The following is a 20,395-nucleotide window of genomic DNA, read 5'->3' on the forward strand; positions in this document are numbered from 1 at the left end:
GGCCGGCATCTAGGCCACCTCGGCGGGAAGGCCTCGCGGACCCGGCAGGCTTCCCCCGTCCGCCCTTTCGCGGACGAAAAGCCCGTGCGCGGGCGTTCCGTACCGCGGCGGCTCCGCGTGCAGCGCCGCGCGGAAGCCGGGGAAACCCTGGAAGTCGAACCGCAGCGCGGTGGGCGCCGACCCCGGCCCGTCCGGCCAGGGCGGCCACCGTCTCGAACCCGGCGCCCGCTGTGGGCGGCATCGCGGAGGCGCGACGCGGCGCGGGCGTCCGCCACTCTCACAGGAAGTGCGGCATCACCTCTTTACGCCGCCATTGCAACGATGTAATCGTGGGGGAGCACCGTGGCACGGTGGTGGCGGCTGCTCCGTAGGGGACCGCGGAGAGCGCTGTCGCACAGCCGGCCGGTGCACTCGTCCGAGTGCACCGGCCGGCCTTTTCGTGTGCGCCCGGCCCGGAAGCCGGCGGTGGCGCCCCGCCCGGCGCGTGACCGTCCCGCCGCTCGGGCCGCCCCCGTCGGACCTGGGGGCCCGCACCATCCGTACCGCTCGACGTACGCGGTCGACGGACCCGATCGGGTACCTCGGTCGGCGCTCCCGCCGCGGGCGCGGCGACGGGAGGCTCGGAGCAACTCCCGTGCCCGGGACCGATCGACACCCGAAGGGGGCCGACCTGTGCCCGACGGCTCAGAGCCGATCACCCGTCTGGACCCACAGCCGGCCATGCGGCCCGGACCAGACCCGGACGCGACCACCGCACGGCCCCCGGAGCCGGTAGCCGCGCACCACGACCGGATACCTGCCCGGAACGGATGGACACGCATGAAAGCCACGGCTGCAGCCCCGCCCGACGGCGACTCCCCAGTCCGTGCGGACCGCCCGCTCACCTATGAGCACTACCTGCGCGTTCCCGAACTGCTGCGACTGCAGCAGCCGCTCAGTGACGAGCCGGACGAGATCCACTTCATCATCGTCCATCAGGCGATGGAGTTGTGGTTCAAGCTGCTCGCCGACGATCTGCGTGCGCTGGTGCGACTGCTGGACGAAGGGTCCCCGACCGAGTGCTGCACACGACTGCGGCGGGTCAACGACACCATGGGCATCCTGCTGACCCAACTGCGCAGCCTGCGCGCCCTCCCGCCCGAGGGCTTCCACGCCTTCCGCGGCCGGCTGGTCGGCGCGAGCGGCCTGCAATCGGTGCAGTTCCGCGAGCTGGAGGTGCTTTCCGGCCTGCGAGACGACAACTATCTGCGGACGGTCCGTGCCACGGGCGGCACGCTGCCCGCCCCGGTCGCCGACTCGCTGCGTCGGCGCAGCGTGGCCGACGCGCACCGGGACGCGGCTTACCGGGACGGACTGACCTGTTGGACGGAGCTGTACCTCCCGCAGCGCGCCGGGAGTGCTCTGTATCTGCTGAGCGAGCTGCTCCTTGACTACGACGAGTTGTGGCTGCGCTGGCGTACCGAGCACGTCGCCCTGGTGCGCCGCATGATCGGCGGGGGCACCCGCGGCACCGGCGGGTCCGATGTCTCCCATCTCGAACGAACGTTCTCCCATCGCTTCTTCCCCTACCTGTGGGAGGCGCGCGATCACCTGCCCGGCGCGGTGGAGAGCGCCCGCCCGGCGGGTCACCCGTCGGGGACCTCCGCCGGGGGATGCCCGGCGCTTCACGAAGGAGGAAACAGCGCATGATCGGCCATGTGGTGATCGTCGGAGGCGGAACGGCGGGATGGATGGCCGCCACCTATCTCAAGGCGACGTTCCAGGACAGGCTGGATGTCACGCTCGTCGAGTCGGCGAACGTGGCCACGATCGGTGTCGGCGAGGCGACCTTCAGTACCGTGCGGCACTTCTTCGACTACCTCGGCCTGGCCGAGGAGGAGTGGATGCCGTCGTGCAATGCCACGTACAAGCTCGCCATCCGCTTCGAGAACTGGCGAGGGCGGGGTGAGTACTTCTACCACCCCTTCGAGCGGCTTCGCACGGCCGACGGCTTCACCTTGGCCGACTGGTGGCTGAAGCTCGGACCGCACGACAGGCGTCTCGACGAGGCGTGCTACGTGCTCCCGGCGCTGTGCGATGCCAAGCGCGCGCCGAAGCGGCTGGACGGGACACTGTTCCACAACTCCCTGCACGACGGCGGCGACCGTCCGCGGCGCACCACGATGTTCCAGCAGGACACCCAGTTCCCCTACGCCTACCACTTCGACGCCGCGCTGCTCGCCGAGTTCCTCGCCGGCCACGGCACCCGCCAGGGCGTGCGACGCGTCCTGGACGACGTGGTGGATGTGCGCCGCGACGAGCGGGGTGGGATCTCCGAGATCGTCACCCGGGAACACGGCCCTCTGGCCGGTGACCTGTTCGTCGACTGCACGGGGTTCCGCGGGCTGCTGATCAACAAGACGCTGGAGGAACCCTTCGAGTCGTACGAGAACGTGTTGCCCAACGACCGGGCGGTGGCACTGCGCGTGCCCGTCGACACCGAGCCGGACGGCCTGGCGCCGTACACCACCGCCAGCGCCCGGGACGCCGGGTGGATCTGGACCATTCCGCTGTTCGGGCGCATCGGCACGGGATACGTCTACTCGTCGCAGTTCTGTACGCCCGAGGAGGCGGAGGCGGAGCTGCGGTCGTTCGTCGGCCCGCAAGCGGCGGACGCGGAGGCCAACCACATTCGTATGCGCATCGGCCGCAATCGGCGTTCCTGGGTGCACAACTGCGTGGCGATCGGCCTGTCCAGCGGGTTCGTCGAGCCGCTGGAGTCGACCGGCATCTTCTTCATCCAGCACGGCATCGAGCAGTTGGTGCGGCACTGGCCGGACCAGGGGCACGACCAGGTCCTCGCGCAGGGCTACAACGAGAGCGTCGCACGCTGCCTCGACGGCGTACGGGAGTTCCTGGTGCTGCACTACAAGGCGGCCGCCCGCAGCGACACGCCGTACTGGAAGGCCGCCGACGAGCGGGAGCTGCCCGAGGGCCTGGCCGAGCGGCTGCGGTTGTGGGAGGCGAGACTGCCGTCCGGCAGCAGCGTGTACCCGTACTACCACGGCTTCGAGTCCTACTCCTACAACGTGATGCTCACGGGGCTGGGCCGTGCGCCGCAACGCTCCCACCCGGCGCTCGACCTGCTGGACCCGACGGCGGCCCGGGACCAGTTCGCGGACGTCCGCAGGCAGGCCGAACGGTTGGCTGGGGAGCTGCCCAGCCAGTACGAGTACCTGGCGCAGCTGCACGGGTGACCGGCCGGTCACCTCCACGCCGTCGGCGCCGGACCTCCGAGGTCCGGCGCCGACGGTTCTTGTGTGGTGACGCCCACCGGGCGCCCGTGCCGTCCTACCCCGAGGGCCAGGTCGCGTAGCGCCGTCGGCCGTAGAGCAGCGGGCGGGGGGCTTCCGCGGTGACCACGTGCTCGACGGCGCCCAGGACGACGGTGTGATCACCGCTCGGAACCGTGCGCAGGACCCGGCACACGGCCGTCGCGTGGGCGTCGGACGAGAGCCGGGGCAGTCCGTGCGGTTCGACGAGCTCCCATTCGACATCGCTGAACCGGTCCGGTCCCGGGGTGCTGAACCCTGCCGCCGCCCGGCGTCCGGCGGTGTGCAGCAGGTTCACCGCGAAGGCGCCCCGCGACACGGCCGCCCGCAGCGTGCCGCTCCGGTTCTCCAGGCACACCAGCAGGCTGGGCGGTTGCAGTCCCACGCTGCACAGGGAGGTGCAGGTCATGCCGCGGGGCGCTCCCTCTTCGTCGACCGTGGTGACCACGGCGACGCCACTGGGAAAGCCGCTCATGAGTTCCCGGAACGTGCGGGCATCGACCTCCCGCGGGCGGGAGCCGGGGTCTGCCGCCCTCTCGGCGGGTCCCGGTCGGGTGCTCCACTGCATCAGACGGCCCATCCTTCACTCGACGACGGGGGAGGCCGGTGGCCGCCGTCCACGCTAGGAAGGGAGAGCTCCCGGCCGCGATCCCCGGCCGGGCGTGAGACCGGGGGGCCCGTTCGGGGTGGCCGGTCGGGGTCCGTGGTCACCTCGCGCATCACAGCACGGCGGAGGGTGCCGGGGCCGGGATCAGCCCTTCCTTGACGGCGATCACCGCGGCCACCGTCCGGTTGGGGCAGTTGAGCTTCGCCAGGACGTTGGAGACGTGCCGCTTGGCGCCGTTCTCCGAGATGCCGAGCCGGTGCGCGATCTGCTTGTTGCTCATGCCGTGCACCAGCAGGGTCAGGGCCGCTTCCTCGCGGGGGGTGAGCTGGGGGCCGCGGTCCCGGCGTCCACCGGACTTGACCTCCGACATCAGTTCGCGCACCAGGCTCGGGGGTATCGGCATCTCGCCGCACGCCACGGCCCGAACCGCGTGGGTGAGCGACTCCTCGGTGAGGCCGCTCTCCAGCAGGAAGCCGTCCACGTTCAGCCGGCTGGCGCGCTGTACGCAATCGCGGACGGCGTTCGGAAGCATCAGCAGGACTTTCGCGCCGACGCGGCGGACGGCGTCCAGCGCTTCCTGCAGCGGACCGGCCTCGAAAGACGCCGGCAGGACGACGATGTCGGGCTGACATCGCGTCAGAGACTCACGCACGGAATGGGGATCGTCGAGCACCTGGACCGATCCGACGGCGGGCAGGGAGTGCAACAACGTCTTGAGGCCGCAGCGGATGACGGCGTCCTCGTGAAAGACCGCCACATTCATGGTGCGCGTGGCGGGCTGGTGGTCCCTCAGGTTGATGACGTCGTGATGGTGGATTGCGTGTTCGCTCACCGACCATCCTCCTCGTGGTTGTTTGCTCAATGGGGGGAAAGGCGCGCAGGGGGGACCGTGCTGCACCCATCGGCACGAGTGACCAGTGGCCGACCGTCATCGCGGATGGTCTCAGCGTCCTGCGCAACCATGTTGCACGGACGTTACAATGAAGCGAGTTGCATCGGAAGATGAAACGGAAGGGCTGTCGTGGCCGCCCGGTGAAACAAGCAGGCTTGGCTAAACCTGAAAGACCGAACGCGTTACAAAGGCCCCTGGTGGAGGGCGCCTTGTTCTCCTTGGCTGACTTCAAACCTCGCCTGAATCGGCCAGAACTGCCAGACCAGAAGGGTCTTGATCAGTGCCGACGTCGGCGCCAGGCCCGTGCCGGGCATTGGAAAGCGCACCGCCACCGCGAGCACCACGTCGGCCACCGCCATGACGGGCGAGAACCAGGGGCCGGTGAACAGTACGATCCGGGCACCCGCGGTCTTGGCCTCCTGGGCGATGCGCGCCATGCGCTCCTCGTAGGGCCGGTGATCGATCAGCACCAGGACGTCTGGGCGCCGTAGGTCCCGGGTGAGCGCGTTCGGATGAACCGGGTGGCCGGGCAGCATGTGCACCTCGTCCCGCAGCCGCATGAGACGCAACGCCAGATGGCGCGCGGCGACCCCGGTGAAGCGGCCGCCGTCCAGGAACACCCGGTGCTTGGTCCGGCAGCGCAGGCGCACCGCCGCCTCCAGCTTCGTGAACGGCAACGACGTCAGAGTCTCCCGGGTGCTCTCCGCCAGGGGCGCCGCCGCACGGGCCATGCCGGCGTGGGGCGGTTGGCGGCGGGCGTCCGGAGCGCTGCAGACCACGCGCGGCGGGACGGACGCCGTCCGCCACCGCGCCGGGCGCCCTCAAAGGTCTCGGCCCGCAGCGCGTCGCGCAGCTCGATCCATCCGGCGAAGCCGCACCGGAGGGCGAAGCGGACCACGGTGGGTGCGCTCACCCCGGCCCGCCGCGCGAGCAAGGAGACGGTGTCCGTGCCGGTCGCGGGGCCCTCCAGCAGCAGCCGCGCGATCCGCCGCTCGCTGCGGCTGAAACGACTCATGTCGCTGCGCAGCCGCCTCCGCACCCCCTGCAGCCCCGCGTGCACCCCGGTAGCCCCCTAGCAGGCAACCGTACTTCACCGTCCGTGCCCCGTCCGGCCTCAACTGGCTGAGGGCGCGTTCCGTCGACGTGGGCGCCCCATCCGGCACGGCGGCAGTACCCGATCCGGTACCTCGTCCGGCACACCCGTCGGGCAGGGCCCCCACGGCCCCGGTCGGGTGGACCGGACGAGCCTGGGAGCAAGCGGCGCCTGCTGCAACCGTGAACCACCGGTACCGCGTGCCGACGGCGACCTCGGCGCGCACCGCTGCGAGGGGAACTGACATGACTCACACCGTGCGACGCCGATCGGTCAGGAACGCGCCGCTGCCGCCCGACGTGCTGCGCTCCCTGGGCGAGCGGGACGCCGACCGCGAGGTACTGCGCATGGTACGGCCGGCCCAGGAGCAGCATGCCGCCGACCGGACGGCCGCCGTGACCCGTGGAGCGCTGATGGCACGGTCGTACGCCGTGGCCGCCGCGCTCGCCGACCGCGTCGAACCCGGCGACCGGGTGCTGGTGCTGCTCGACGGAGGCCCGGACCTGTTCGCCGCCTGTCTGGCCGCCTGGCACCTCGGCGCCGCCGCCGTCCCCGTCCCGCCGGCCGCCGGAACCGACCCGGACCGGGTCCTGCGGCTCGCGGAGATCGCCGTCGACGCGGAGGTTTGCGCCGTCGTCACCACCCGGCCGGTGAGCGAGGCCTGCCGGTCCCTGTGGCAGCGCCGGACAACCGCGCCCCTGGCATGGCGGTGCGTCGACGATGTGCCGGAGTCGGCGCCGCCCCCGCCGACCTCCGCCCTGCGCCCGACGGACACGGCGCTGCTGCTGTACACCTCCGGGTCCACCTCGCGCCCCAAGGGCGTGGTGGTCCCGCACGAGCGGCTGAGGGCCACACTGGAACTGCAACGGGAACGCACCGCGCTGCCCGACGGCGGCCACGTCGTCAACTGGCTCCCCGCCCACCACGCACTCGGCTTCGGAAGCGCCCTGCTCGCCGCTTACGTCGGCGGCTGCGCCACCCTGATCCAGCCTGGCGACTTCGTCGACGACCCGCTGCGCTGGCTGCGCGCCATCACCGCCGCCGACGCGCCCGTGCTCAGCGGCGGCGCCCCCTTCGGCTACGAACGCTGCGTCGCCGCCGCCGACGAGGCGGACTGCGCAGGCCTTGACCTGTCCCGGTGGCAGACCGCCCTCATCGGCGCCGAACGGATCCGGTCGCGCACCCTCACCGAGTTCACCGACACCTTCACCCCGTACGGGTTCCGCCCCGAAGCCTGGTTCCCCGCCTACGGCCTGACCGAGACCATGCTGATCGTCACCGGCCACCGGAGCAGCGAACCCCCCGTCAGTATCGACGTCGACGCGGCAGCCCTGGAGCGGGGCAGCGTCGAACCGGCCCGCGAGGACACTGCCCGCGCCCAGACGCTGGTGGGCTGCGGTTCCCCCGGCCCCGGAGCCGAACTGCTCATCGTCACCCCGGAGACCCGCCGGCCGTGCCCCGCCGGACGGGTGGGCGAGCTGTGGATCACCGGACCGGTCGTCATGGACGGCTACTGGCGCCGGACGGAGGAGACCGCCGCCACCTTCCACGGCATGCTCACCGACGGCGGACGGCGCTACCTGCGTACCGGCGACCTGGGCTTCCTGCACGAGGGTGAACTCGTCGTGTGCGGGCGCTTGAAGGAACTCGTCATCATCCGGGGCCGCAATCTCCATCCGCAGGACATCGAACTGTCCTGTCGGCAGGCGGAACACCGGCTGACCGGCCTGGCCGCTGCGGCCTTCTCCGTCGAGGAGGAGGAGCAGGAGCGCCTCGTGGTGGTGCAGGGCATCGACGACGCCACCGCCGAGGCCGTCGGCGACCTCACGGCCCTGGCGAACGACCTGGCCCGGGCCGTCACCGCCGGGCACGACGTGGAGGTGCACGACCTCGTCCTGGTGCCCGCCCACCTCATCCCGAAGACGGCCAGTGGCAAGGTACGGCGAGCCGCCTGCCGCACGGCCTACCTCAACGGCGAGCTCTCCGTACGCGCCCGGGCAGACGCCACCCCGGTACCGGACCCGGACCACTCCGGTACCCCCGGCCACTCCGCCCTCCCGGCCCTCGCCGACGCGCTGGACGAGGCACCAGGCGACGCCCGCCACGACGTACTCGTGGACCGGCTTCGCCTGCTCCTGGCCGGCATCCTGAACCGGACCCCGGACGACACCGAGGCCGACCGAACCCTGCTGCACCTCGGCATGGACTCCCTGCGCACCATGGAGCTGCGGGCCCTGCTCCACCGCGAACTGGGCGTGCTGCTGCCCCTGTCCCTGCTCGGCGGCAGCACCCTCCCGGCCCTCGTGGACGCCCTGCTGCAACGACTCCCCACCCGCACCGACAAGCCGTCCGCACCGGCCACCGCACCGGTCACCGCCGCGCCCCAGGACCGCTACCAGCCCTTCCCGCTGACCGACCTGCAGCAGGCGTACCTGGCCGGCCGCGACCCGGAGTTCCCGCTCGGCGGCGTCGCCACCCACTTTTACGCCGAGTTCGACGCCGTCGGACTCGACACCTCCCGGCTGGGGGACGCCCTGGACCGCCTGGTGGTCCGGCACGACATGCTGCGCGCGGTGTTCGGCGCCGACGGCAGCCAGCGCGTCCTGCCGCCCGAAATGGTGGCCGCCGGCCACCTCACCGAGTACGACCTGCGGGGCAGGCCCGTCGAGGAGGTGAGCCGACGCCTGGACACCGTACGGGAGGAGATGTCCCACGACGTCCTGCCGACCGGCCGGGCGCCCCTCATGGACATCAGGGCCACCGTCCTGGACGGGGACCGCTGCCGGGTGCACGTGGGACTGGACCTGCTCGTCTTCGACGTCTGGAGCCTGCGGCTGTTCTTCCGCGAGTGGCAGTGTCTGTACGAGGGCCGCGACGAGGCCCTGCCACCACTGGGCCTGACCTTCCGCGACTACGTCCTCGCCACGCGACAGGACTCCGGCGGCGCGGCCCTGGAGGCGGCACGGGCCTATTGGAGCGAGCGCCTCGACACCCTGCCCGCGGGTCCGGAACTGCCCCTGGCCGTAGCCGTCGAACCACGCGCCGGCCATCGGTTCCGGCGTCTGCGGCACCGGCTCGACACGGACACCTGGGATGAACTGCGCCGCCGCGCCGCCACCCGGGGCCTGACGCCCGCCGCGGTGCTGCTTGCCGTCTACGCGACGGTGCTGGGCCGCTGGTCCCGCAGCCGGCGGTTCACCCTGAACCTCCCCACCTTCAACCGCCACCGCGTCCACCCCGAAGTGGACACGATCATCGGTGACTTCACCTCGGTGACCCTTCTGGAGGTCGACCTCGGCGAGGCGGACAAGGGCATCGGCCGGCTGGCCACCGAGATCCAGCTGCGCTTGTGGTCCGACCTCGAGCACCGCGCCTACAGCGGGGTGCGGGTCCTGCGCGACCTGGCCCGGCGCCGCCCCTCGGCGGGCGGCCTGTTCTCGCCGGTCGTGTTCGCCGGCGCCCGCGGCCAGGTCCCGGGCGGTGACCCCGACCTGCCCGTGGACTGGCTCGGTGAGTGGGCCTTCGGCATCTCGCAGACGCCCCAGGTGCTGTTGGACCACCAGGTCTGGGAGGAAGCCGACGGACTGTCGTTCAACTGGGACCACGTCGAGGACCTGTTCCCGGCGGGCCTGGTGGACGAGATGTTCGCCGCGTACTGCCGGGTGCTGGAAGGGCTCGTCTTCGACGAGGAGTTGTGGGAGTCGGGACCCGGCGAGCTGCGGCCGGTGAAGCAGCGCGCCCTGGCCGCGGGCGCGAACGACACCGCGGGTGCGGTTCCGGAGGGGTTGCTGCATACGGGGTTGCTGGAGCGTGCGGTGGAGTGGCCGGGGAAGGTGGCGGTGGTCGCGGCTGACGGGACGCTGACGTATGGGGAGTTGAGGCTGTGGGCCGCGGCGGTGGCGCGGCGGCTGCTGGCGCGGGGTGTGACGCCGGGCGAGCTGGTGGCGGTGTCGGTCGGCAAGAGCCGTGAGCAGATCGTCGCGGTGCTGGGTGTGCTGATGGCGGGCGGTGCGTATCTGCCCGTCGACCCGGAACTGCCCAGTGAGCGGCGGCACTCCCTGATGAAGCGTTCTGGTTGTGGTGTCGTGCTCACCTCGGGCCGTGAGGTCCCCCTCGACTGGCCGGACGGGATCACCGAGGAGTTGGTGGATCTCAGCGGGCCGGTCGTCGAGGGGCCGGTGCCGGGGGTGGCGGGTGACGGGGGTGGTCTGGCGTATGTGATCTATACGTCGGGTTCGACGGGGGTGCCGAAGGGTGTGGCGGTGTCGCACCGGGCGGCGTTGAACACGTGTGTGGAGGTCTGTGAGCGGTTCGGGGTGGGTTCGTCGGACGTGGTGCTGGGGTTGTCGTCGCTGAGCTTCGACCTGTCGGTGTTCGACGTGTTCGGTGTGCTGGGGGCGGGTGGGACGTTGGTGTTGCCGCGTGCGGGGTCGGGGCGTGACCCGGGGCACTGGCAGGAGCTGGTGACGGAGCACGGGGTGACGGTGTGGAACTCGGTGCCCGCGCTGATGGGCATGTTCATCGAGCACACCGGTGACACTGGGGAACTCCCGCTGAAGCTGGTGTTGTTGTCGGGGGACTGGATCCCGGTGGAGTTGCCGGACCGGGTCCGGGCGGCGGCGCCGGGCGCGCAGGTCGTGAGCCTGGGCGGGGCGACCGAGGCGGGTATCTGGTCGATCGCTTATCCCGTCGGTGAGGTGGACCCGCGGTGGGAGTCGATTCCGTATGGGCGGCCGTTGCGTAATCAGCGGTTCCACGTGCTCGACGCGCAGTGGCGTGAGTGCCCGGTGTGGGTGGCGGGGGAGCTGTTCATCGCCGGGGCGGGTCTGGCCGATGGGTACTGGCGGGATCCGGAGCGCACGGCGGCGTCGTTCGTGACGCATCCGGTGACGGAGGAGCGGTTGTACCGGACCGGGGATGTGGGGCGGTGGCTGCCGTCGGGGGACATCGAGTTCCTGGGCCGGGAGGACTTCCAGGTCAAGGTCGGCGGGTTCCGTATCGAGCTCGGGGAGATCGAGGCCGCGCTGGCCGGGTGCGAGGGAGTGCGCGCCGCTGTCGCCGCCGCACCCGGCGCTCGTCACCATCGCCGCCTCGTCGGCTACGTCGTGGCCGAAGAGTCCGCCGACGAGACGGAGTTGCTGGAACGGGTCCGGGCGCACGCCGGACAGCACCTGCCCTCCTACATGGTGCCCCCGGTCCTGAAGGTCATCGACGAGATACCACTGTCCGCCAACGGCAAAGTCGACCGCACCGCCCTCCCCGCCCCCACGGCCGCCGCTCCCGCGCCGCAGGCCGCCCGCGCAGACTCCCTCGGTCCCACCGCCGTCGCGCTGAGCGAACTGGCCGCGGAGATCATCGGCATCGACGGGATCGACCCGCATGCCGACTTCTTCACCCTCGGCGGCGACTCGATCATGGGTGTCCAGATGGTCTCCCGCGCCGGTGCGCAGGGCATGGACATCACGGCCGCGGACCTCTTCCGGCACCGCACGATCGCCGAGCTGGCCGCCGTCGTCGACGAGCGGGCGGCCGGAGTGGAGGCCGGGGACGACGAGACGCTGCCGCTCACGCCCTACCAACGGCACCTGTTCGAACTGGCGGCCCCGGAGACGCCCACGGCGGCCCACCGGTTCACCATCGCGGTCGCCGCCGACTTCGCACCCGAGCGGGCCGAGGAACTGCTCACGCTGTTGCGGCGTCGGCACCCGGGGCTGCGCATGCGGTTCGTGCATGGCCCGCAGGGATGGCACCAGACCGAACAGGGCCGGGCCGAGGACACCGCCGACCCGGCGACGTACGTACCGCTGATCGATCTGTCCGCCCTCCCGGAGGAGCGGCGGGAGACGGCCGTGGAGCAGATGGCCGACGACATGCGGGACGAGCTGGACCCGTCGATCGGGCTCACGGTCAAGGCGGCCCTGTTCGACCTCGGCCCGGACGACCGCCGGCTCGTCTGGCTCTGTCACGCGCTGGTCACCGACCTGCGCAGCGTCCAACTGCTGCTGAGCGACTTCTCCGCAGGCGCCGAGCTGATCCGCGACGGCCGCCCGGCCGACCTGCTCCCGCCGACACGCCCGTTCCCCAGGTGGGCCCGCGAGGCCGCCGCCCACACGCAGGACGCTCCCGCCGCGAGCGAGGAACCCCTGCTCGCCCCGGCGTCCTCCGGTGAGCGGGTCCACCGGTTCAGCATCGTGCTGGACCGCGACGAGGCCGAGCGTCTGCTGGGCACGGCCGCGGCGGCGTACCGGCTCACCGGCCGCGAGGTCGCCTTCGCCGCCCTCGCCTGCGCCGCCTTCGAGGCCACCGGCCGCCACGGCCTGCGCTTCGCCGTGGAGGACGACGCCCGGCCGCTGAACCTGGCGGAACTGGACGTCAGCGAGAGCGTCGGCGCCTTCTCCCGGATCCTGCCGGTGGCGCTCGAACGGCACGCGCCCGGCAAGACCAAGGCGCTGCTGACCGCCGCCAAGGAACGCCTGCGCGCGGCCGTGCGCGACGAGACGCTCTGCACGGGCGACGCGACCTCGCTCCTGCTGCTGCGGGACCTCGACGAGCTGGCCGAACTGCCCCACGTGGGACACCCCTTCACTCCGGACGGTCCGGTGGCGCCACCCGTGTGGGACCCCGGAACCGCACCCGGCCATCCGCTCGTCGTCACGACCTACCGCCTCGACGGCCGCTGGCACATCGACTGGGCCTGCCGGGGCGAGGCGGCCCGTGCCCTGGCCGAGGACCTGGCCGGCCGTACCGCCGGGGCGCTGCGCACCGTCGCCGACCACTGCGCGGCGACGGACAACGGCGCGGTCAGCCCCAGCGACTTCCCGCTCGCCGATCTCGACCAGGCGGCACTCGCCGCCCTGACCGCCGCCCTGGACGACCAGACGGGCCCCCACGGCGACGGCTTCTCCCCGAACGACGGCACCGACCACGAGGTGAACCGATGAGGCTCGACGGCATCGAGGACGTCTACGAACTCTCCTCCGTCCAGGAGGGGCTCCTCTTCCACAATCTGTTCACTCCGGGCGCCGGCGTGTACCTGGAGCAGATCACCCTCACCCTGCGCGGCGAACTCGACGTGGCCGTCTTCCGCCGCTGCTGGCAGACCATCGTCGACCGCCACCCCGTGCTGCGCACCAGTTTCCACTGGGAGGGCGTCGGCAAGGCGCTCCAGGTGGTGCATCGCACGGTCCCGCTCGACATGCCCGAACTGGACTGGCGGGACGCCGCGCCGGAGGAACAGGAGGCCCGCTACGAGAGGTTCGCGCTCGAGGACCGCATGCGCGGTTTCGCCTTCGACAAGCCCCCGTTGATGCGGACCGCGCTGCTGCGCACCGCCGACGACACCTGGAAGTTCTTCTGGAGCTTCTCCCATCTGCTGCTGGACGGCTGGTCGTTCGGCCTGTGTTTCTACGAGCTGACCCAGCTCTACAACGCCCTCGCCCAGGGGCGTGAGCCCGTCCTGGAACGCCCGCGCCCCTACCAGGGCTACGTCGCCTGGTGGAAGAAGCGCAGCACCGAGCAGGCGGAGAAGTTCTGGACCCGCCACCTCGCCGGGTACGAGCCTCCGCAGCGGCCCTTGGAACTGGGCAGCATCGACCGCAGGCCGCCCGGCCCCGGCGAGCCCAGCCACGGCATGCTGCCCGACCGTGACCTCGTCGCCCTGGTGCCGCGCCTCGGCGAGGTGGCCCGCGTGCACGGACTGACCGTGAACACCATCGCGCAGGGTGCCTGGATGCTGCTGCTCAGCCGCTACCTGGACCGCGACGACGTGATCGCCGGTTCCACCGGCACCCAGCGCCCGGCCGGGCTGCCGGGCGCCGAGCAGATCATGGGCCCGATGCTGGCCACCATGCCGGTGCGCGCCCAGGTGGACCCCGACGCGCAGCTCGTCGGCTGGCTGCAGGCCCTCCAGCAGGAGATGGCGGAGGCCCGGGAGAACGCCGACATCGCTCTGCCCGAGCTGCGCCGCCTCGCCGACCTGCCCGGCAGCACCCCGCTGTTCGACATGGACCTGGCCTACGAGAACGTGCCCGTGCCGGACATGACGCTGCACAACGTGGAGATCGGCGAGTCCACCTACGACGGGCGCCCGCACTTCCCGATCACCATGATCATCATGCCGGGTGAGCGGCTGCCGGTGCCGCGCCTGGTCTACGACCGCACCCGTTTCCCGGACAGCGCCGCCCAGCGGCTCGTCGACCACTTCTACACCGTCCTCACGGCGATCATCGACGACCCGAACCGGCGCCTGGGGGAGATCCCGGTGCTCCCGGACTCCGAACGCGCGCAACTGGCCGGGTTCACCGCCACCGAACCCGTACCGGTGACCGGCACCCTGCACGAGATCTTCGCCGAGCGGGCCCGCAGCCACCCCGACAAGCCGGCCGTCGTCTGCGGCGAGGACCGGCTGTCCTACGGCGAACTCGACCGCCGCGCCAACCGCCTCGCCCGGCGTCTCACCGATCTCGGCGCCGGCGTCGGCAGCACTGTCGGCCTGGTGATGGAACGGTCCACGGACATGCTGGTCGCCGTCCTCGGCGTCCTCAAGTCCGGCGCCGCCTACGTCCCGCTCGACCTGACCCACCCCGCCGACCGCCTCGCCTGCACGCTGCGCGACGCCGGGGCGTGCGCCCTGGTCACGCACGCCCCAGGCCGCGACCGCGTGCCGGACTTCGACGGCCCGCGCGTGGACCTGGACGCGGACGCCACCGCCCTCGACGCACTCGGTGACGAGCCGCCCGCACAGCAGGCCGGCCCGGACTCACCGGCGTACCTGATCTACACCTCCGGCTCCACGGGCCGCCCCAAGGGCGTCGTGGTGACGCACCGCAACGTGGCCCGGCTGGTCGCCGGGGCCGGGACGCGCTTCGACTTCCGGCCGGACGACGTGTGGAGCATGTTCCACTCGTACGCCTTCGACGTCTCGGTGTTCGAGACCTGGGGGGCCTTCTGCAACGGCGCCACCCTGGCCGTCGTACCGCGCGAGGAGGCCCGCTCCCCGGAGGCCCTGCACGCCCTGCTGCGCGCGCACGGCGTCACCGTGTTCAGCCAGACCCCGTCGGCCTTCCGCCCCTACATGGCGGTGGCGCTGAACGCCGGGGACGACGAGCAGCCCCCGCTCCGCTACGTCGTCTTCGCCGGTGAGCCGCTGGACGCGCCCGTGCTGAAGCCGTGGGCCGAACGGTTCGGCACCGACAGCCCGCACCTCATCAACATGTACGGCATCACCGAGGTCACCGTGCACTGCACCTACCACCGCGTCACCACGGCCGACCTCACCGGCGAGATCCCCAACAACATCGGCCGGCCGCTGCCCGACGTGTCCGTCCACGTCCTCGACCGGCACGGCAGGCCGGCGCCCGTCGGGGTCGGCGGAGAGATGTACGTGGGCGGGCCCGCCGTCGCCCGGGGCTACCAGAACCTCCCCGAGCTGACCGCGGAGCGCTTCCTGCTGGACCCGTTCTCCGACGACCCCGGCGCCCGCCTCTACCGCTCCGGCGACCTGGCCCGCTACCTGGAGAACGGCGACCTCGAATTCCTCGGCCGGGCCGACCGGCAGGTCAAGATCCGCGGCTACCGCATCGAGCCCGGGGAGATCGAGGCCGTCCTGCGCGAGGACGACACCGTGCGCGACGCGGTCGTTGTCGCCCGCGAGGACAGCCCCGGCGACCGGCGGCTGGTCGCGTACGTCGTCACCGGCGACGAGGACGACCCCACCGAGCGGCTGCGCGAGTTCGTGCGCGCCCACCTGCCCGAGCACATGGTCCCCTCGGCGGTGGTCCGGCTGGACGACCTGCCGCTCACCGTCAACGGCAAGATCGACCGCGCAGCCCTGCCCGCGCCCGGCGGGGCACGCCCCGACCTCGCCGCCGCCTATGTCGCGCCCCGCGACGAACGGGAGGAGGCCCTCGTCCGGGTGTGGACGGAGGTGCTGGGCGTGGAGCGGGTCGGTGTGCACGACGACTTCTTCGCCCTGGGCGGCCACTCGCTGCTCGCCACCCGCGTCGCCTTCGGGGCGTCGGCCGCCCTCGGCGTCGAGGTCCCCGTCCGGCTGGTCTTCGACCGGCCCACCGTGGCGGCCATGGCGGCCGACCTGACCGCTGCCACCCCGGCCACCCCCCAGGCCGCGACGGCCGGTGAGCCGGCGGCGGCCCCGGCCGCGGACGCCCCCATCAAGCGCCGCGCCCGCGTCACCCGGAACACCGCGCGGGGAGGTGACGCGGCATGACCCGGGAGACGCCCGCCGCGGACGCCCCCATCTGCGGCGCCGACGACGCCTACCTGATGCCCTGTTCCCCCGGGCAGCACCGGCTGTGGCTGCTGGAGCAACTGGAACCCGACGGTGCCGCCGCGCACGTGGAGCACGTGGCCGTCCGGATGCGCGGCCCGCTCGACGCGACCGCGCTCCACCGAGCCCTGAACACCCTGGTCGAGCGCCACGAGACCCTGCGCACCGCACTGACCGAGGCCGACGGGGAACCGGTGCAGGCGATCCGGCCGCACCTGACCGTGCCGCTCACCCGGATCGACCTCACCGACCGCCCCGACGACCTCGACACCGTCCTGCGCGACCGGGTACTGGGCCCGTTCCGGCTGGACAGCGCCCCGCTGTTCCGCACGGCCCTGGTCGCCCTGGGGCCGGACGACCACGCCCTCGTGATCGCCTTCCACCACGCGGTCTACGACCAGTGGTCCGGCAGCGTCTTCCTGCGCGACCTCATCACCTCCTACCAGGCCATCGCCGGTGGCCGGAAGCCGGAACTGCCCGAACTGCCCATCCAGTACGGCGACTTCGCCGTCTGGCAACGGGAGCGCGCCGGAGACCCCCGGGAACGGGCCGAACTCGACCACTGGACGCGCAGGCTGTGGGAAGTGCCCGTCCTGGACCTGCCCACCGACCGGCCCCGGCCCGCCGCACGGGCCCACCGCGGCTCCACCGTCACCGGCGAACTGCCCGCCGACGTGGTGCGGGATCTGGGCGAGGTGAGCAGGGCGCACGGTGCCACCCCGTTCATGACCGCCCTGGCCGCGTTCAGTGCCGTCCTGCACCGCTGGAGCGGCCAGGAGGACATACCGATCGGCACACCCGTCGCCGGACGGAACCGCCCCGAGGTCCAGGACCTCATCGGCTTCTTCGTCAACAACCTGGTGCTGCGCACCGACCTGACCGGCGACCCGTCCTTCGAGCGGCTCCTCGACCGCGTCCGCGGCACCTGCCTGGACGCCTACGCACACGCCGACGTGCCGTTCGAACGGCTCGTGGAACGCCTGGCGCCGACCCGGGACCTGTCACGCAGCCCGCTGTTCCAGGTGATGTTCGTCTTCGGCAACGTCCCCATGCCCGAGACCGACGAGCCCGGCCTGCCTCGCCTGGAGATGCTGCGCACCGACACCGGCGCCGCCAAGTTCGACCTGTTCTTCGCGCTCGTCCCGCAAGGAGAAGCCATGCGGGTCGTACTGGAGTACGACACCGACCTGTTCGACCGGACCACCGCCGAACGCCTCCTCGACCACTACCGGCGCCTGCTCGGCGCCGCCGTACGCCGGCCGCGGCTGCGGATGTCCGAACTGCCGCTGGCCTCCCCCGAGGAGGAGCGCCTGCTGCGGGAGTGGGGAACAGGTCCGGTGCGGCCCGTGCCCGACACCACCGTGCCGGAGGAGTTCACCGCCCGCTGCGCCGCACATCCCGGCCGCGTCGCCGTCACCAGCGGGCCCCTGGCCCTGACCTACGCGCAACTGCGAGCCCGCGCCGACGAGATCGCCGCCCGGCTCGTCGCGGCCGGCGTAACCCGGGGCTCGCGCGTCGCCGTCGCCCTGCCGCGCGGCCCCGAACTCGTCGCCGCCCTCCTCGGCGTCCTCCGGGCGGGCGCCGCCTACGTTCCCCTCGACTCCGCCCACCCGGCCGCCCGCATCCGCCTCGTCCTCGACGACGCAGGGCCCCGCGCCCTGCTGACGACCCGCGCCCTGCACGAGAGCCTCCCGGCCGACGGCGTCCCGCCGATTCTGCTGGACACCCCGGCGGACCCCCCGCCCCGCGCCGAACTGCCCGGCCTCCCCGGGCCCGGGGATCCCGCCTACGTCGTCTACACCTCCGGCTCCACCGGCCGGCCCAAGGGCGTCGTCGTCCCGCACCGTGCCCTGACCAACCTCCTGCATGCCACGGCCCGCGAACCCGGCCTGCGCGCCGACGACGTGCTGGCCGCGGTCACCACCGTCTCCTTCGACATCGCCGCCCTCGAACTGTTCCTGCCCCTGGTCACCGGCGCCCGGGTGGAGATCGTCCCCGCCGACGAGGCGGCCGACGGGGAACGCCTCGCCGCCCGGCTGCGGGACTGCGCCGCCACCGCGCTGCAGGCCACGCCCACCACTTTCCGGCTGCTCCTGGAGGCGGGGTGGCGTCCGGCGACGCCGACGTTCACCGCCCTGTGCGGCGGCGAGGCCATGCCGCCCGACCTCGCGGCGGACCTGGCCGCGACCGGGGCCGCCGTGTGGAACATGTACGGGCCCAGCGAGACGACCGTGTGGTCCACGGCGCACCGCGTCCGGGGCGAGGAGGACCCGGTGCCCCTGGGCCGTCCCTTGGCCAACACCGTCGTACGCCTCGCCGGACCGGACGGGTCACCGCGCCCGCTCGGCACCCCCGGCGAGCTGTGGATCGGCGGCGCCGGACTGGCGGACGGCTACCTGGACCGCCCCGAGCTGACCGGTGAACGCTTCACCGACCGCCCCGACGGCCGCTGGTACCGCACCGGTGACCTCGCCAGGTACCGGGCCGACGGGCGTCTGGAGTTCCTCGGCCGCGCCGACTTCCAGGTCAAGCTGCGCGGCTTCCGCATCGAACTCGGTGAGATCGAGTCCGTGCTTACCGCGCACCCGGTGGTCCGGGAGGCCGTCGCTCACGTACGCGAGGACACCCCCGGGAACCCACGGCTCGCCGCCTATCTGGTCCTCCGGGACGACGCGGGGGAGGAGGAGACCGTCACCGAGGTGCGCGCCCGTGCCGCCGAAGCCCTGCCCGCCCCCATGGTGCCCGCCGTCTTCACCGTCCTGGACGCCCTGCCGCTGACCGCCAACCGCAAGGTGGACCGTTCCGCACTGCCCGCCCCCGACACCACCGCACTGGCGCACCTCTCCTACGAGCCCCCGCGCACCCACGCGGAGCGGGAGGTCGCACAGGTGTGGTGCGACGTCCTCGGCATCGACAAGGCAGGTGTCCACGACGACTTCTTCGCTCTCGGCGGCCACTCCCTGCTCGCCTCCCGGGTCACGGCCCGGCTGCGTGCCCGGCTCGGCATCGACCTGCCCGTGCGCACCGTCTTCCGGAACCCCGTGCTCGCCGACCTCGCGGCCGTGCTCCCCGCGCCGGACGAAACCACCGCGGCCACCGCGGCCGTCCCCGCCCTGCCCCGCGACCCGGAGCGGTCCGGACCGCACGCCGGAGCCTGTCTGCTGCCCGCGTCGTTCCAGCAGCGCCGCGTGTGGTTCCTGCACCAGCTCGACCCGGACAGCGCCTCCGCGTACGTCATGCACGGCGCGCAGCGCCTCGACGGCCCGCTGGACACCGACGCGCTGCGCGCCGCCACCGAACTCCTCGCCCGCCGCCACGAGACCCTGCGCACCTCCTTCACCGTCACGGGCGACGAACCGGTCCAAGTCGTCCACCCCGACCCCGCGCCACTGCTCGAACTGGTCGACCTCACCGCCCGGCCCGGTGACGCGCCGCGGGTCCTGCGCGAGCGCGCCGAGGCACCCTTCGACCTGGCGGCACCGCCGCTGGCCCGGATCGTGCTGCTGCGGCTCGCCCCCGAAGAGCACATCCTGCAACTCGTCGTCCACCACTCGGTGTGCGACCGGCTCACCATCGACGTACTGACCAGGGAACTGGCCGCCGCCTGCACGGCCCTGCACACCGGCGACCGGCCCCGCCTGCCGGGCCCGCCCCTCCAGTACGGCGACTACGCCCACTGGCAGCAGGAGTGGCTGACGGGCCCGGAACCGTCCCGCCAGATCGAGCACTGGCGCGAACGCCTCGACGGCCTGCCCGTGCTCGACCTGCCCACCGACGCCCCCCGGCCCGCCACCCCCCGGTACACCGGCGCCACCGCGACCCTCGACCTGCCGCCCGGCCTGACGCGCCGGCTCACCGAACTGGCCGAGCGACACGACGCGACGCTGTTCATGGTGCTGCTGGCCGGCTACGCGCTCGTGCTGTCCCGCTGGAGCGGCCAGGACGACTTCGCGATCGGCTCGCCCGTCGACAACCGCACCCGTCCGGAGCTGGAAAACCTGGTCGGCTACCTCACCAACAACCTGGTGCTGCGCACGGACCTCGGCGGCGACCCCACCGTGGCGGAACTGCTGGCCCGGATCCGGGAGACCTGCCTGGACGCCTACGCGCACGCCGACCTGCCCTTCGAAAAGCTCGTCGAGGAACTGCGGCCCGACCGGGACCTCGCCCGCAGCCCGCTGTTCCAGGTCATGTTCATCGCCGTGCA

Annotated in this window: 9 protein-coding genes; 5 read left to right on the top strand and 4 right to left on the bottom strand. The window is 72.5% G+C overall.

Features of this window, described 5'->3' with window-relative positions:
• Positions 1-819: 819 nt before the first annotated feature.
• Positions 820-1,689, top strand: coding sequence for a tryptophan 2,3-dioxygenase family protein (locus BU52_RS16530; protein WP_037934658.1), 870 nt, complete (start codon positions 820-822; stop codon positions 1,687-1,689).
• Positions 1,686-3,236 (top strand): tryptophan halogenase family protein, encoded by a 1,551-nt coding sequence (locus BU52_RS16535; protein ID WP_078903284.1) that lies wholly within the window; start codon positions 1,686-1,688, stop codon positions 3,234-3,236. Before BU52_RS16530 ends, BU52_RS16535 begins: the two co-directional genes overlap by 4 nt.
• A 94-nt stretch (positions 3,237-3,330) precedes the next feature.
• Here the strand turns inward: BU52_RS16535 and BU52_RS16540 are convergent, their stop codons facing one another.
• The 4 genes from BU52_RS16540 to BU52_RS32810 form a co-directional block, all read right to left on the bottom strand.
• On the bottom strand, positions 3,331-3,786 hold the full coding sequence (locus tag BU52_RS16540; RefSeq protein WP_037934733.1) for a flavin reductase family protein: 456 nt from the start codon (positions 3,784-3,786) through the stop codon (positions 3,331-3,333).
• Between the two features lie 244 nt (positions 3,787-4,030).
• Complete coding sequence (locus BU52_RS32800; protein WP_051858297.1) at positions 4,031-4,750, bottom strand: LuxR C-terminal-related transcriptional regulator; 720 nt, start codon at positions 4,748-4,750, stop codon at positions 4,031-4,033.
• A 242-nt stretch (positions 4,751-4,992) separates the two neighbouring features.
• Positions 4,993-5,487: a MurR/RpiR family transcriptional regulator gene (locus tag BU52_RS32805; RefSeq protein ID WP_157847887.1), complete on the bottom strand. Its 495-nt coding sequence runs from the start codon at positions 5,485-5,487 to the stop codon at positions 4,993-4,995.
• 5 nt (positions 5,488-5,492) lie between these two features.
• Positions 5,493-5,870, bottom strand: a complete 378-nt coding sequence (locus tag BU52_RS32810; RefSeq protein ID WP_051858301.1) for a MurR/RpiR family transcriptional regulator — start codon at positions 5,868-5,870, stop codon at positions 5,493-5,495.
• Between the two features lie 278 nt (positions 5,871-6,148).
• Here BU52_RS32810 and BU52_RS16555 point away from each other — a divergent pair, with 278 nt between their 5' ends.
• From BU52_RS16555 to BU52_RS16565, 3 genes are all read left to right on the top strand, one after another.
• Positions 6,149-12,844, top strand: coding sequence for a non-ribosomal peptide synthetase (locus tag BU52_RS16555; RefSeq protein ID WP_051858303.1), 6,696 nt, complete (start codon positions 6,149-6,151; stop codon positions 12,842-12,844).
• On the top strand, positions 12,841-16,128 hold the full coding sequence (locus BU52_RS16560; protein ID WP_051858306.1) for a non-ribosomal peptide synthetase: 3,288 nt from the start codon (positions 12,841-12,843) through the stop codon (positions 16,126-16,128). The genes BU52_RS16555 and BU52_RS16560 overlap by 4 nt, the downstream gene beginning before the upstream one ends.
• Positions 16,125-20,395: non-ribosomal peptide synthetase (locus BU52_RS16565; RefSeq protein ID WP_051858308.1), on the top strand; the 4,271-nt coding region annotated here is incomplete at its 3' end. The genes BU52_RS16560 and BU52_RS16565, both read left to right, overlap by 4 nt.

Source organism: Streptomyces toyocaensis, from assembly GCF_000725125.1.
Lineage (GTDB): Bacteria > Actinomycetota > Actinomycetes > Streptomycetales > Streptomycetaceae > Streptomyces > Streptomyces toyocaensis.